Here is a 15,713-nt window from a genome sequence, read left to right as displayed (position 1 = left end):
TTTAATTGGTTTGCAATGATTGGTAAGCCGTAAGCTTTTTGTTCACAATACGTGAGGCGAACCGTTTATCTAAGCTCCATGAATATTGGGAGGTCCCGGCCAGCAGAAAGCTTGCGGCGCTCAAAGTAAACACTGAATAACCTAAAGGCGATTCGACGCCGAAGGAAATTGCCATTGCGATAGCAAAACATAAACTAAGGATACCGCTGCCGATAGCTGCCATGCGGGTAAATAAGCCAAGGATGAGTAATAAGCCAAAACCGCCTTCGCCAATGGTTGCAATAGTTGCCAGCGGATTTATGATTCCATTGGGTAGGAAACTCATTACCTGTTTGGCATAGGCAATAAAATGTTTCCAGTCGCCCCAGCCAACGTGTGCGTGACCGTTTGGGCCAAATAAGCCGAGGCGGTCGGCTACTTCCCACAGGTAGCTTACTCCAATGGCTAACCTTAGGTATATGGATGATATTTTTTGATTGAGTTGCATAAGTTTTATTTTTTTGATGATCAAAAATACCATGCTTTTGGACTATACTTGTAGTCCAGAAAATAGATTAAAGATAGTCCAGGATGATGCTCATTGAAAGTTTATTAAGTGTAGATAAAAGCAGCCAGGTGCCCGTGTATTTGCAAATTAGCAACGGTATTATCAATTATATCAGGCAGGGGACCTTAAAACCAGGCTCTGCGCTTCCTGCCAGTCGTGTGTTTGCAGCATCGTTAAACGTACATCGTAAAACAGTAGTAGCTGCTTATGACGAACTTTATGCGCAAAGCTGGGTTGATGTTATAGCGCGTAAGGGAATTTACATAGCTAAAAACCTGCCCGATGTTGCACCCCGGCCTATCGAAAAAGCTGTTCTGAAACATAGCCTGGCAAATAAAACATCGTTCAACGTTGATGACAACAGGATCAACCCTCAGCGCATGTTTGTGGAAATGCCTGATGGCAATATTACATTTACCGAAGGGTTTCCCGATACCCGCATTGCGCCTGTCGACCTGATGGTGCGCGAATACAGACGGATGGCAGGTTATCATTTTACGCATAAATACCTGATGTACGGGCTGGAGCAGGGTTCCGAAAATTTAAGGAACGAACTTGCCCGTTTTTTGGGTGAAACCCGTGGCCTGCATGTAACACCTAATGATATTTTAATAACCAAAGGCGTTCAAATGGCACTTTACCTGTGCGCTCAGGTACTGATTAATAAAAATGATATTGTAATTGTAGGTAACCCAGGCTACAGTGGTGCAAATGAGGTGTTTGAGCAAGCCGGTGCCAGGTTGGAATTTGTCCCTGTAGATGAACATGGTATTGATATTAATGCTGTTGAGACTATTTGTAAAGCACAAAAGGTACGTATGCTTTATGTGGTGCCGCATCATCATCAGCCTACAACAGTAACGCTGAGTTCGGAGAGGCGTATGCATTTACTCGAACTGGCAGCAAAATACCAGTTTGCCATTATTGAAGATGATTATGACTTTGACTTTCACTATACAAGCGGCCCTATTTTACCGCTGGCCAGTGCCGATTATTATGGAAACGTAATATATGTAGGTTCATTTTGCAAAACCATTGCGCCGGGCATCCGCATTGGTTTTATGGTTGCGCCGGCAAATTTTTTACGCCAGGCCACCCGCTTACGCAGACTGATTGACCGCCAGGGGGAGCACCTGTTAGAAGAAGCTATGGCAAGTTTATTAAAGAATGGAGACATTAGCAGGCACCTGAAAAAAGCCAATAAGCTGTATCACGAACGGCGGGACATTCTTTGCAAATTACTGCAGGAGCAATTGGGCGATTATATTTCCTTTAAAATACCATGTGGTGGTTTTGCCATATGGGTTAAATACCTCCATGATCTGGACACTGCCGTTGTTTCAGAAAAAGCTAATGAACTGGGGCTGTCTATAGGTGCGGGACATGATTATTATTATGATAAAACATTTAAACACGGCTTTGTACGGATAGGGTTTGCCTCATTAAACGAAAAAGAAATGCATGAAGCAGTAAATATCTGGAAAAAGGCCATTCTTAAATGTCTTCCAAAAGTTTAAAAGTTTGGCATAGGGGATTAAACGCCATAATAGGATGAATTTGTTGATATCATGTCATGCTTTGGCAGTTACTGTCATGCTTTTAAGTTAGAGATTTTCTGCCAAAATTTGCGTTTGTCATGCCGGTGACAAATTGTCGGTTAATTTTTTTAAAAAAGCTAAGACCTCTAATATGTAAAAATCAGGGAATAGTTTTTTTACAAAAAAAAGTTTGGCGATGAGTTTTTATAGCCGCAAAGCAGGCTAAGAAATTAATGAGCGAAATAATTTTCTCCAAAAATAAATTTGTGCTTGTTTGCCCGCTTTTTTTTAAATAATTCGGCATAAAACAATTTTTCGGCTTTTTTTGCCTCGATTTAAGCCCATTTTTTTTCGTTATGCGCAAAACTCTGGGTTAAATTTAATAAACACCAATTTTTTAAGGTAGTTTCAAAGAAAAAATCCATTTTGAAAATGACGTTTTTGAGCTTAAAGTATTGATTTATAGGGCTTATTTTTTAATGGCATGTTTTTAGCCGAACCGGTGACAGGAATGATACAATTGTTCTTGCATCCCTGCCACAGCATACCTGTAGGAACGGTTGTATTTCCTGAAAACATTGTTAGTTCAGTAATTAAAACATTAAAAAAATTAAAGTTATGTTAACCGTATTAGAAGTTGCCCTTTTCTTAGCTGTTATTATCGTTCCATTAATCCCTGCAAGAAAAACTGCAAAATAATTGGACATTAAAACCAGTTAATGAATGGGCGGCCTTTGGTTGCCCATTTTCGTTTTTATAACATTTGTGATCAGTCGTACTCATTGCTAACCAATCCGCTCCGCGTTTTTTCCGTCGCTTCCAAAACCCCCTTCTTTCCCAATTTGCTGAATTTTTTATTTATATATAATGTTACCTGTGGTAGTAGTGATGTAGTGCTGTAATAAAAGCATCAGATCATGCTATCGGATAGATTTGTGCATCAATGATCCATTGGATTTATACCAGTGCCTTATAAACGAGGTTGGCATTTGGCATGTACGGCGATAATATTTTATATATCGCAAGCCATAATTCACTATTTTCCGTAAAAATTAAATGAAAACCCTCATATAAAATATGCAGCAATTACCCAAACGCCTTTTATCAATAGATGTATTGCGTGCGATTACTATGCTCCTGATGATATTTGTTAACGATGCGGGCGGTGTACAGCATATTCCCGAATGGATAGACCACGCCAAAGGTATTGAAGACAGGATGGGTTTTGCTGATACTATTTTCCCGGCGTTTTTGTTCATTGTGGGCTTGTCGTTACCATTTGCCATTAATAACAGGATCAAAAAGAGTGATAGTACGAGACAGGTGTTATTTTATATCCTGGTGCGCAGTGCGGCGCTGCTCATTATGGGTTTTTACCATGTAAACCTTGAAGAATATAATTCATCAGCGGCATTAATTCCGAAGGCTGCATGGGCACTGGTTATTACTATGGCATTCTTCCTGATCTGGCTTGACTATCCGGAATCTATGGCAAAGACTAAAAGATATGCCTTGCAGACATTGGGAATTGCTATACTGATAGGCATGGCGGTGATTTATAAAGGTGGCGAAGATGGCGAGGTACGGGGTATGGAGCCTTCATGGTGGGGGATATTGGGTTTGATAGGATGGGCATATTTGGTTTGTGCTTTGATATTTTTCGCAGTTAAAGGCAAATTGAACAGCCTTATCGCAGTATGGATAACGCTTGCCGCCATTAACATTTTGGCGCACTCCATATTAAAGATAAACGTGTTGCACGACGAAACTATAGTGACCATTGCAGGAAAAGATGTTACGGACAGTTTCCTCGGCAATGCTATTATCTTTTTAAAACCGTTTTGGATAATCAACGATGCATCGACCATGACTTTAACCATGGGAGGCGTGGTGATATCAGGTATTTATGCCAAATTGGTTGAACAAGGGAAAACACAACGCATTTGGGCCACACTAACTGTCGTCGGTATCTTGTTCCTGGTAGCGGGTTTTGCTTTAAGGCCTTATACCGAAGGTATTTCCAAAATTCGTTCAACACCTGCATGGGTATTCATTTGTTCCGGAGTTACCACGTTAGTTTTTTTGATGCTGATATACATGGTAGACGTTAAAGGAAAAATAGATGCCTTTAACTGGATCAAACCGGCAGGTACCAGCACACTAACCTGCTATCTGATCCCGTATTTTCAGGTGTTTACTCTGGAGCTGTTCCAAATTAACTATCCCGGCGTTATCAATAACGGGTTTCCAGGGCTATTGCGCTCTTTTCTGACGGCTGTGATCATCGTTTTACTTGTTGGATTACTTGAAAAGAAAAGATTACGCTTAAAAATTTAGTCACACCTAAAATCTCATGGCAACAATTTTATCATTATTGTAACCATGGCTGGTGAAATATGCCGGGAGATGTTGGTGAAAAAATGAGTGCTTACTTGATGCGGCTATCAGAAACTTGGATTAAAAGAACCTTGAAAGCATCTTCAAAAGAGGCCCCCTGAAATCAGGCGGCCTCTTTTAGGTTTAGGCTGATTATAATAAAAGCTACTAATTATAATTGCGTTCTTTGGCATAATCGGCAATCAATGTGCCCGCATTGGCGTCAGGCAAAACCTCGCAATTAGGATGTAGCTATACTAATGATGTAGGGATGTCCGTACTTACACGGCCAGGAATAGCCTGTTTAACAATTTTAACTTTACGGCAGTCCCGTAGACTATATTTCATGTTGGATTTATATAAGAGATGAAATTTTATATTCTGCAATTATCAGCCAAACTTTACTCAATTGCTATTTTGAAGCCACTACAATACCACTACTATTATGTTATCGATAAAGTGCTACGTGGTCATTAGCCCAAAGTCGTAGTTTCTAAGCACAGAATTTTAAAAACGACTTTTCACACCCCACTTATCACTTGCCGGGTAATCGGCGAAGGTAACTTTGTAACAAATTGAGGTGTTTAATCACGGTAGAGCTAATGTAGTGGCATAAAAATATCCGGTCGAAACTTAATCTTTTAGCTTTGACCTACATTGCAAAACCATGATGCTTAAACCGCAGGGCAATTCCTTAACTTTATATATGAGTCGGAAAAAACACATCAATATCCTGTTTAAGGCCACTGCCTTGTTTTGGTTCGGTCTGCCGATTTTTGTACAGGCACAAAATATTAAAGTGGTAACCAATCACGTTGGTTATGAAGATAACAAGGCAAAACATGCCGTTATAGTTGCCGACAGCCGTCTTACATTTACATCATTTAACCTCATTGATGCAGATAAAGGTAAAGCTGTATTTACCGGAAATATCTCTTACAGCGGCCCGGTTGGCAAATGGAAAAATTTTGAGTTTTGGACTCTTAATTTCAGCAGTTTTACCGTGCCGGGGACTTATAAAATTCAATTCACTTCACCTAAAGGAATAATTTCATCATACCCTTTTACCATTGGCAAAAATGTACTCGAAAAAGCCACTATATCCGATGTAGTATATTATTTTAAAGGGCAGCGCAGTTCGGGCCTGCTGGATAAGGCCGATCATCATCTGGTATTACCGGGCACAACGGATACTATTGACGCGCACGGTGGCTGGTATGATGCCACCGGCGATTATGGCAAGCATTTGTCGCATTTATCATTTTCCAATTATTTTAACCCGCAGCAGATCTGTTTAACAGCGTTTAGCCTGTTTAAAACATATGAGCTGCTAAACGCCCGCCCGGGAACTGATTTTCGCCAGGTTAACCGCAGGATTTTGGATGAAGCCATGTATGGCGCTGATTATTTAGTGCGGATGCAGGCTAAAAACGGTTCATTTTATCGCTCTGTGTCATCGCCTGGCCCCGGCAAATTGCCAAAGGATAGGGTGATCCAGACAGATGAAGGCAATTACCGGATTAAACAAACCAAAGACCAATCATTTACCAAAACCAACACGGGCAAAAACTGGCGTGCTTATCAGGTCAGTTACCGATCGGGCGGGGGGATTGCTATTGCGGCGCTGGCTATGGCTTCGGCTTATCAAACATCGGGTGAGTTTAGTAATGCGGATTACCTGAAAGCTGCCGAAAATGCCTTTGCTTTTCTGGAAAAGGAAAATCCACAAATGGACTATGATAAAAAAGAGAATATCCTTGATGACTATTGTGCGCTGAGTGCCGCTACCGAATTATACAAAGCAACTCATAAGGATATATATAAAGCTGCTGCCGAAATGCGTGCTAACAACTTGCTTAACCGCCTAAGCTTGTGGAGTAAATACCAAAATTTTTGGCGCGCTGACGATAGCGACAGGCCTTTTTTTCATCCATCAGATGCTGGCTTGCCTGTAGTAAGCCTGTTGTATTATTATCCCTATGCTTCTGCAGATCTGCGGGCAAAGATCAAAACAGCAGTAAGAAAGTCAATGGAATTTGAATTGGCTATTACCCACGAAGTAAACAATCCCTTTGGTTACAGCCGCGAACTGGTGCAGGATACATTGGGCAACCGGCACAGCGCTTTCTTTTTTCCGCATGGCAGTGATGCTTCACCCTGGTGGCAGGGCGAAAACGCGAGATTAGGTTCAGTAGCCACTGCTGCACGAATGGCTGCCAGCCTGTTTAAAGATGATAAGACTTTCCATGACCAGCTCTCCGGCTTTGCGATAGATCAGTTGAACTGGATCCTGGGCCTGAACCCCTTTGATGCCAGTATGCTGCAGGGCACAGGACATAACAATCCGGCGTATGGCTTTTTTGGCACGTTTGAATATACCAACGCACCGGGCGGTATTGTAAATGGCATTACTTCAGGGTTTGATAATGAGGATGATATTGATTTCAATATCCCTTATGCTGTGTCAGGTAAAGATTCCGACTGGCGCTGGGCCGAGCAATGGCTTCCGCATACAGCCTGGTACCTGCTGGCAGTATCAACGAGTGATTAATTGTAAACCATAACTACTATGAAGGAGTTTAAGATCAGTTTGTGTTTCATCTTCGGGTTACTGTTGGTTTTGCCGATGTTTTCTTTTGCCTTTGATGAACATAAAACACTGGCGATAGGAGCAGCGGCGCCCGATTTTAGTCTGCCCGGTATTGATGGCAAAACTTACACTTTGCAATCGTTCAGAAATGCTAAAGTGTTAGTTGTGGTTTTTATGTGCAACCATTGCCCTACCTCGCAGGCTTATGAAGACAAGGTAATAAAACTAACCAGCGACTATGCACCAAAGGGAGTTGGTGTGGTAGCAATCAATCCTAATAATCCTGCCTCATTGCGCTATGATGAATTGGGCTACAGTGATTTAGGCGATTCATTTGAAGAGATGAAAATACGTGCGAAAGATAAAGGCTTTAACTTCCCATACCTGTATGATGGCGAAACCGAAGTAGCTTCCAATAAATATGGCCCGGTTGCTACCCCTCATATTTTTGTTTTTGATAAAGACAGAAAGCTGCGTTACAATGGCCGAATAGATGATATGGAAAACCCTGCCAAAACACCTAAATCTTTGGATGCTCGTAACGCTATTGATGCGGTACTTGGAGGCAAAGAAATAGCAGTACCGGTTACCAAAACTTTTGGCTGTTCGGTTAAATGGGGCGAGAAAAAGGATTGGATAGATAAGGCGCAAATTCAATGGGCAAAGGAGCCGGTGAAACTTGATACCATTAACGCCAGCGGAATTGCAACAGTGGTAAAAAATCATTCGGACAGGTTAAGGCTTATTAACCTATGGGCTACCTGGTGCGGTCCCTGCGTTGCGGAGTTTGACGATCTGGTTACCCTAAACAGGCTTTACCGCAACAGGGGCCTTGAATTTGTAAGCATCAGCGCTGATGACACGGCTAATAAAGATAAAGCTTTGAAGTTTTTACAACGCAAGCAGTCATCAGGTATCAACTACATTTACACAGGCGATGATAAATATAAAATGATAGAGGCAGTAGACCCTAAATGGGATGGAGCTTTACCTTATACCATGCTGATTGACCCGGATGGGAAGGTTGTATACAGCCACCAGGGCGCTATTGATCTGGAGGAAGTTAAGAAAGTGATCTGGAATAACCCGATGATGGGCAGGATCTATAAATAAACCATCAACGCAAAAATCATCGATATGAAAAAAATAGCCCTGATCTTCAATTTTTGCCTGTTAACCGTTATCAGCGCGTGGGCACAAAACGCCCCGCGTTTTAAAGTAATAGCCCTTTATGAAAACGGGGGGCATCATATTGAGTATTCAAAAGTGGCAAAAGTATGGCTGGATAAGCTGGCTGCTGACAGTAATTTTTTTGTCGATTATATTCAAAGTACTGATGGAATTGATGATGCTTTTTTGTCTAATTATCAATTATTTATTCAGCTGGACTACCCGCCGTATGCCTGGAAGGAAAAAGCCGTAAAAGCCTTTGAAAAATATATTGATGAGGGTAAAGGAGGCTGGATAGGTTTTCATCACGCAACCCTACTGGGCGAGTTTGATGGTTACCCGATGTGGAACTGGTTCTGGAATTTTATGGGGGGGATCCGCTATAAAAACTACATAGCTACATTTGCCAAAGGTACTGTCAATATTGAAGATCAACGCCATCCGGTAATGCAAGGCGTTTCACCGTCTTTCCTGATTCAGAAAGAAGAGTGGTACATTTATGACAAAGATCCAAGGCCCAATGTGCATGTGTTAGCCTCGGTAGATGAATCAACTTATGAACCCAAAGATGGCATTACTATGGGTGACCATCCTGTTGTGTGGATTAACCCCGGGAAAAAAGCCCGTAACGTTTACATCTTTATGGGACACTCGCCTGTGCTTTTTGATAGTAAGGATTATACCAGGCTTTTCAGCAATGCTATATTCTGGGCCGCCGGAAAATAAATACAGAGTTAGCCGGGATTGAATAAAAGCATTTTTAAAACAAGATGCCTATGGGGGCAGCACTTTGTTCGATGTTTGATAGTAGCTGGAAAGTAGTGAAATCTGGAAGCAATTTTACCCGGATTGTTTAGTAACCTCCATCAAAAAGTCGTATAGATTAGTTTCGGTACTTAATTGCAGCTTTTTGCGTACCCGATAACGGCTGATTTCCACGCCTTTCAGCGAAATATTAAGTAACTGCGCTATCTCCTTTGATGAAAGGTTTAACCGCAGGTAAGCGCACAGCTTCAAATCGGTCGAGCTTAAACCGGGGAATTTGGCTTTCATGGTGGCTAAAAAGTTATTATGCACCTGATCAAAATATATAGAAAAGTTGTCCCAGTCATCATCACTTTTCCCGGTATCGCTCAATAATTTAAACACACTCCTGAATTGGTATGATGCATCAGGGATGTTAAGTTTTTTGATTAATACCATCAGCTCGTTCTTAATATTGAGCAATAGTTTTCCCCTGTCAACCATTTGCATGGTTAAGGTAGCCAGCTCCTTATTTTTATAAGATAGTTCGGCTTCAAGTTTTTCGTTTTTAAGAGCTATGATCTCTTTATCATTTCTGTCAAGTTCAAGACTATGGAGGTAGCTTAACCTTTTTTGCTCCTCTTCATGGCGTTGCTGATGCAAAGCGAAACGTTTTTGCTGCGCCTTTATGCCGATATACACAGTACAGGCAATGATCAGGAAATAAGCCAGGTAGGCCCAAATAGTTTGGTACCAGGCCGGCTCAACAATAAAAGTATAATTTACAGGAGCAGATGCTGTGCCCAAATTATTACGGGCCTTTACCGAAAACATGTATTTGCCATAAGGAAGGTTGGTGTAATCCTTCTCTGTTTTAGCCGACCATTGCGACCAATCTTTATCAAAGCCTATTAATTTATAGCTAAACTCCTCGTTGCTTTTTTGTGCAAACAGGGTAGAGGTATATTCAAAATGAAAAGAATTCCAGTGATTGGACAGCGAGGCAATAAGTTGCGTGTTTTGTGCTGATGCGATCCGGTTGTTTTTAACAAAATATCCACCGAAAATCAGGCTATCTTTTTCGGCTATGGCTTTTACCGTAGTAAGTAATACATTGAGTTTGTTCTCCGATGAAACGTATTGGCGATAATTTAAATGGAAAACACCATTGTTTGAGCCGATAAAGATGTTCTCCAAATCGTGCGGATAAATATACTCTGCCCCCTTTACCGTTTGCCCGGCCAGTTCAGGGAAATAGATCACTTTATAAGATGCGTTAGATGATCTTTTGCCAAAATCAATTACGCCAACCCGCTGGTTGCTGATAAACCATATATTGCCCTTACCGTCTTCTGTAAGGAACTCGATTTTTGCTTTGCCAAATATAGGTTCGTAAAAAACAGACCGGGTAAAGTCACCTTCGGTGGCATTATACTCATAAACACCTTTTTCGGTGGCAGCTATTACTTTGTTTTTAATAGAATATACACGATTATTCAGCGCCGATGGCAAACCACTTTTTTCGGTATATTGCGTATAACTAACTATCTTTTTTCTATCAGCGGATAGCTGCACTTTAAAAATACCCCTGTAGGGGTGCGTTGCCCACACAAAATTACTCTTATCTACCGCGAGGTTTCCTAATGATTCATAAATACCATTTATTTTTCCTTCAAAGCTAAATCCGGCACCATTGTATTTTAAGAGCTGAAAGCCGGTGTAAGTCCCCGCTATCACATCCTGCGAAGCACGGAAAGCTTTCATCATCCACGCCCCCGGGCCGGGAGTAATCAGTTTAGCCTGGTTATCGTCTACCTGTAAAACACCATCCTGATGACCGGCCAATAAATGCCCATTAATTTGCGTTAGGCTTAAAACCTGTCCTTTAGTGTTTGGCACTTCTGTAAAAGTACCTGTGGCCGTGCTGATATCTTTTTGCTGCGCGCCTATCGATACAGTGTATAAGCCGTTTGATGTTCCGATATACAACTTGTTGTTAAAAATGCTTACCGAATTACTTTTTACCAGGTTTTCGCGATTAGGATAAATGTTTTTAACTGAAGTGTTATAACTGATAAAATCGAGCCCATTTTCCAGTCCGAGCCATAAATTACGATCTCTGTCTAACAATATACCATGAACATTATTGTTTTGTAAGCCCTGGTTATTGGAGAACTGGTCTATTGGCTTGCCTTTACCATCAATAATAATCAGCCCCTTTGCTGATGTGCCGATGGCGTACCTGTCGGTGCCAATTTTTTGAATGAAGTTTATAAGATCAGCAAGCAGGATTCCATCAATAGCCGTGTTTTTTTTAACCAGCGACGAGCCAGCAATGATAAAGAGGCCATTTTTGCGGGTACTTAGCAGTAAGGTATCTTTATTAAACTCCGTGATGCCGGTGACACTCAGCGCCGTTGTGGGTTGTTGAACGAAGGCTTGCCAGTGCGAATCTTTAAAAATAACCAGTCCGATAGCTTTATCATAAGCAAACAATTTACCGCCGGCCCGGTTTAGCAGCATCCAGCCCCCGGGTGCATCAAAGGTGTGCATGGTATTGTTCTTCAGCTCAAAGATACACTCTATGGTTCTGAAGAATACCTCATTATTATGGATAGCAATATCCCAGATATCGGCAAACTGCCTTGCTTTTTTGGGCAGGAGTTGTTTAAGCGAATGAAATTTGAGAATGCCTGCATTGTTAGGAAAAAAATAGCCTACTTCATCCTGGCCTCCAACATAAATACGTCCCCAGGCATCAATAGCTACAGATTTTATGGCGCTTTTGTTAGGAAGCGGATATGTTTTCCAATAACTCCCGTCGAATGTCAGCAGGCCTTCATCATTGGCAAAATAAAGAATCCCATTCTTGTCTTGTTTAATATTCCAAATCTCGCTCCCTGCATTATATTCATTATGCGTGTAGCTTTTGATAGCGGGTGTCCCAATGGTTGTTTGAGCAGAAGATGTGTAGATCAACATGCGCAGAACAATAACAAATAGAATGCTTTTTTTCATTAACGATTTCCTGGCAAGGGTTTAAAACCCATTGATAATTAGTATTGCCCAGCAAATGCGAGCCTAATTAACAGCCGTAAATTAATCAACATTTTACATATAGTATGTAGTTCGCTAATATTGCTAAGCGAAAAAAACGCATATGTGGTAAACCTGCAATAGATTGCGTAGTGGTATTGTAGAGGCATAAACTATCTATAAAACCAAAATAGCAATGCTCCATTATGTAGCCGTCAACCATCTGCAGCAGCATAGAATAGCATGACCTATGCTAAATGCATAACTGCATACAATGCTGCTCCTGATATCGCAATCCAAAGCGCTACTCCCTGCAGAAGTGGTTTCAACCCAACCGATGCCAATACCATGCGTGAAAGGCCCGCACCTATTAAAAATAAGGTAAGTGTTAAACCAGCCTTTGCTATGTTGATTATAAACGGGCTTACAAACTTTATAACAGGCACGTAAGTATTAGCAATCATTGCCAATATAAACAAACCGATAAAATAAGGGATGCTTACTTTTTTCGACCGGTTCCTGAACAGAATGGTAGATAGAAATGCTACCGGGATGATCCACAGGGCCCGGGCCAGCTTGACAGTAGTTGCTACTTCCAACGCATGAGCACCATATTTACTTGCTGCACCCACTACTGAGCTGGTATCATGTATGGCAATCGCGCACCATAAACCAAACTGAGTTTGTGATAAATTTAAATAATGACCTATCAGCGGGAAAATAAATAACGCTATAGAGTTGAGGATAAATACACAACCTAAGGCTACAGAGATCTGCTTTTCTTCAGCTTTGATAACCGGTGATATGGCTGCAATTGCGCTTCCTCCACAAATAGCAGTTCCTGATGAGATCAAAAATGAAGTCTTTTTTTCGATGCTCAACCATCTGCCCATCAGCGTGCCAAATAGCAGTGTTCCGGTGATGGAAGCAATGGTAAACAGGACACCTTCTTTGCCGGCTTGCAATGCGCTGTGCACATTCATGCCAAAGCCTAAGCCTACCACTGAAACCTGTAATAAAATATGGGTTGCCCTATGATTAAGGTGCAGATAGGGATGACCGGAACATTGCGCTACTATTAAGCCTAATAATAAGGCAACGGCCGGGCTCATGAAGGGCATTAAACATAGCACTATGCAAATTGCGAATATAACCTTGCGGGCGTTTTCATTGATGTTTAATAAAAGGCCACCGGTATTGTTTAGTTGATGTTGGGTGTTCATTTTTCCTTTGTTTTAATGATACAAAGGTGTGGAGAATTACCGCCGGTTTTTCATCATAAAGCGCAATCTGTGATAACCAAAAGTTATTACGGTCTGTTAATAGTTTAATGTGCCGAACACACCGTTTTGATAATCGGATAATGCCTGCTCAATTTCTTCGGGCGTGTTCATTACAAAATTATCCTTAGCTGATACGGGTTCGTCAATAGGTTCTGCTGAGAGAAATAATACCTGCGAATCTTCGGTAGCTGTCACTATGATCTCTTCATTATCTTTTTCAAACACAATGAGATTGTGTTGACCGATAGCTTGCTCATTTATATTAACGCTGCCTTTTATAATATAAAGTAATGTCCAGTAGCTGTGCATTGCTTTGAAATTTACCTCTTTACCTTCGGCTATTTACCAACGACAGAAATAACAGGGGTGAAGTTTTTAATTGGTCCGGTTTTGCCTTCATAATCTCCGCTGGCAAGGTTAAAATCGAGGCCTTCGCCAATGAGTACTTTGGGTAACTGGTTGGCACTGGCCGACTGGTAAAAAGGCTCATCCCACTTTTTACTTTTAGGCGCATTGATCCAAAGTGAATAAGTTCCTGAACGCCACCTTTCTGCAGTAATTCGGCAGTGGGGCCCTCGCTGTGCATAATACCTTTGCCTGCAAACATCCATTGTACATCGCCGGCTTTGATGATCTCATCGTTACCCGCATTGTCTTTATGGTAACCTTCGCCTTGCAGCATAATAGTGTAAGGGCTAAAGCCTCGATGCGGGTGTGGATGGATGCGCAAGGTTTGACCGGGCGTTATTATCTCCGGCCCCATGTGATGTAATACAATGAACGGGTTTGCAAACCTAAAATCTTTATGGGGCAACGGTTGACGAACGGTTTCTTCGGCAGTAATTTTCTTTTCGCGACCGGCGAGAATATGAGTGATGACTTTTTTCATTAGGATGATGTTATCGGAATAAAAATAGTTTATTCAGCACATAATACAGCCTGCCAACAAGAAAATTACTGTTGTTTTACTTGCTCAATGTTAACCGCACCAGATACTGCTTAAATTCATCCTCCAATAACACCTCCATATCAAATCCTGCTTCTGCAACGATGGGCTCAAGTGTTTTTTCATCAACATATAACCAATGGAACCAGTCAGTTTTTTGGCGATTGTATTCATATTGATAAAGTAGCTCACCGTAATAACCTTTTTCCGGCAGGCCATCTTCATATAAATAAGTGATATCTGACGAATCAAATAAGATTTGCCCACCTGGATTGAGCAGCAGTTTAATGTGTTGTAAAAATACCTTCAGGTTTTCAAGTGTCCCGGTGAGGCCAATCCCGTTCATGAGCAGGAGCAGGGTATCGTATTTTTGCTCATCGTAAGCAAAAATGTCACCTTTGACCACATTGTTTACGCCGCGCTCTTTCATTACTTCACATGCCAATGGTGATATATCCAGCGCAACGCAATCAAAACCGCGTTCCTGCAGTACTAATGCGTGGCTGCCCGCACCGGCACCGATGTCTAATATTGTTCCTCGGCATTCGTTCATAGCCAGCCATTCAATATCGGGCATATCATCCTCATCCCTGAAATAAACGTCAATTGGCATTTCTTCTTTTGGGCCATATTGATTATTGATCCAGAGCTTGTGATTAGCTGATTTATGATAATGATCATGTATGGCCTGGCCCAGTATGTCTTTCATGTGCCCAAAAGTATGAATTGAAAGTTTAATTTAGCGCTACATTAATCCCTTTGATCGACTATGTGGTTAAGTTATGGTTTGCTGGCACTTATTTTAGTAGCTGGTGTAGCATACAGTATATCGGCCCGTAAGCTAACTGTTATAGCAGCATTAACCGGTGCCGCAGTTGCCATCCTGGTATTTGCCGGTGCCGGCTTCACAGGTTTAGCCATGATGACTACCTTTTTTATTTTAGGTTCGGCAGCTACCTCGGTACAAAGCAAAACAAAGAAGGATTTAAACGCAGATCAAAAAGGAGGGAGAACAGCCGGGCAGGTTTTAGCGAATGCCGGTACGGCTGCCTTATGCGGAATTTTGATCCTCGTTTTTCCGGCCCAAACTCAAGTTTTACGATTGATGATTGCCGCCATCTTCGCTTCGGCAACAGCCGATACACTGTCATCAGAGTTAGGGACGGTTTACGGAAAACGTTTCTTCAATATTATAACCCTAAAGCCGGATTTGCGCGGGCTTGATGGAGTGATCAGCTTAGAGGGTACTTTAATTGGCGTAATTGGCTCGGTTATCATTGCTGTTGTTTATGCCATAGGAATGGGTTGGACAACAAATCTCATCTGGATTATTGTTGCAGGTACACTCGGTAATCTAACAGATTCCGTTTTAGGGGCCGTGTTGGAAAGAAAAAATCTGATCAACAACAATACCGTTAATTTCTTAAATACCCTGATAGCCGCTTTGTTTATGTTGTTGTACTTTGTTTTATAATTTAATCTG

12 protein-coding genes are annotated in these 15,713 nt (G+C 41.6%); 6 read left to right on the top strand and 6 right to left on the bottom strand.

The genetic code is table 11. The features are described 5' to 3' along the window. Nucleotide 1: 1 nt before the first annotated feature. Nucleotides 2-487 carry a TQO small subunit DoxD gene (locus ACEN82_RS13085; RefSeq protein ID WP_413317350.1) on the bottom strand — a complete coding sequence of 162 codons (486 nt, stop codon included), beginning with the start codon at nt 485-487 and terminating at the stop codon, nt 2-4. An 83-nt stretch (nt 488-570) separates the two neighbouring features. Here ACEN82_RS13085 and pdxR point away from each other — a divergent pair, with 83 nt between their 5' ends. From pdxR to ACEN82_RS13060, 5 genes are all read left to right on the top strand, one after another. Beyond that, nucleotides 571-2,064 (top strand): MocR-like pyridoxine biosynthesis transcription factor PdxR, encoded by a 1,494-nt coding sequence (pdxR, locus tag ACEN82_RS13080; protein WP_413317348.1) that lies wholly within the window; start codon nt 571-573, stop codon nt 2,062-2,064. 1,098 nt (nt 2,065-3,162) lie between these two features. Beyond that, entirely contained in the window at nt 3,163-4,422 is a 1,260-nt protein-coding gene (locus ACEN82_RS13075) for a DUF5009 domain-containing protein (protein WP_413317346.1), read from the top strand. 745 nt (nt 4,423-5,167) lie between these two features. Next, on the top strand, nt 5,168-7,012 hold the full coding sequence (locus ACEN82_RS13070) for a glycoside hydrolase family 9 protein (RefSeq protein ID WP_413317344.1): 1,845 nt from the start codon (nt 5,168-5,170) through the stop codon (nt 7,010-7,012). A gap of 18 nt (nt 7,013-7,030) precedes the next feature. Then, nucleotides 7,031-8,164 (top strand): redoxin family protein, encoded by a 1,134-nt coding sequence (locus tag ACEN82_RS13065; protein ID WP_413317342.1) that lies wholly within the window; start codon nt 7,031-7,033, stop codon nt 8,162-8,164. Between the two features lie 24 nt (nt 8,165-8,188). Then, the gene (locus ACEN82_RS13060) at nt 8,189-8,947 is read left to right on the top strand and encodes a ThuA domain-containing protein (RefSeq protein ID WP_413317340.1); all 759 of its coding nucleotides are present in this window, start codon (nt 8,189-8,191) and stop codon (nt 8,945-8,947) included. A gap of 114 nt (nt 8,948-9,061) precedes the next feature. Here the strand turns inward: ACEN82_RS13060 and ACEN82_RS13055 are convergent, their stop codons facing one another. The 5 genes from ACEN82_RS13055 to ACEN82_RS13035 all read right to left on the bottom strand — a co-directional run bounded on the left by ACEN82_RS13055 (nt 9,062) and on the right by ACEN82_RS13035 (nt 14,939). Further along, a complete protein-coding gene (locus tag ACEN82_RS13055) occupies nt 9,062-11,983 on the bottom strand; it encodes a ligand-binding sensor domain-containing protein (RefSeq protein ID WP_413317338.1) in 2,922 nt (973 codons plus the stop codon). A gap of 266 nt (nt 11,984-12,249) precedes the next feature. After that, on the bottom strand, nt 12,250-13,224 hold the full coding sequence (locus ACEN82_RS13050; protein WP_413317336.1) for a YeiH family protein: 975 nt from the start codon (nt 13,222-13,224) through the stop codon (nt 12,250-12,252). A gap of 96 nt (nt 13,225-13,320) precedes the next feature. After that, nucleotides 13,321-13,593, bottom strand: coding sequence for a pirin-like C-terminal cupin domain-containing protein (locus ACEN82_RS13045; RefSeq protein ID WP_413317334.1), 273 nt, complete (start codon nt 13,591-13,593; stop codon nt 13,321-13,323). Nucleotides 13,594-13,612: 19 nt separating this feature from the next. After that, a complete protein-coding gene (locus ACEN82_RS13040; RefSeq protein WP_413317332.1) occupies nt 13,613-14,173 on the bottom strand; it encodes a pirin family protein in 561 nt (186 codons plus the stop codon). Between the two features lie 76 nt (nt 14,174-14,249). Beyond that, the gene (locus tag ACEN82_RS13035) at nt 14,250-14,939 is read right to left on the bottom strand and encodes a class I SAM-dependent methyltransferase (protein ID WP_413317330.1); all 690 of its coding nucleotides are present in this window, start codon (nt 14,937-14,939) and stop codon (nt 14,250-14,252) included. Nucleotides 14,940-14,999: 60 nt separating this feature from the next. Here ACEN82_RS13035 and ACEN82_RS13030 point away from each other — a divergent pair, with 60 nt between their 5' ends. Continuing rightward, a complete protein-coding gene (locus ACEN82_RS13030; protein ID WP_413317328.1) occupies nt 15,000-15,704 on the top strand; it encodes a DUF92 domain-containing protein in 705 nt (234 codons plus the stop codon). Nucleotides 15,705-15,713 lie beyond the last annotated feature (9 nt).

This window comes from Mucilaginibacter sp. Mucisp73 (assembly GCF_059491465.1).
Note: the sequence above shows the minus strand (reverse complement) of the source record. Positions and strands in the feature narration are given on the sequence as shown.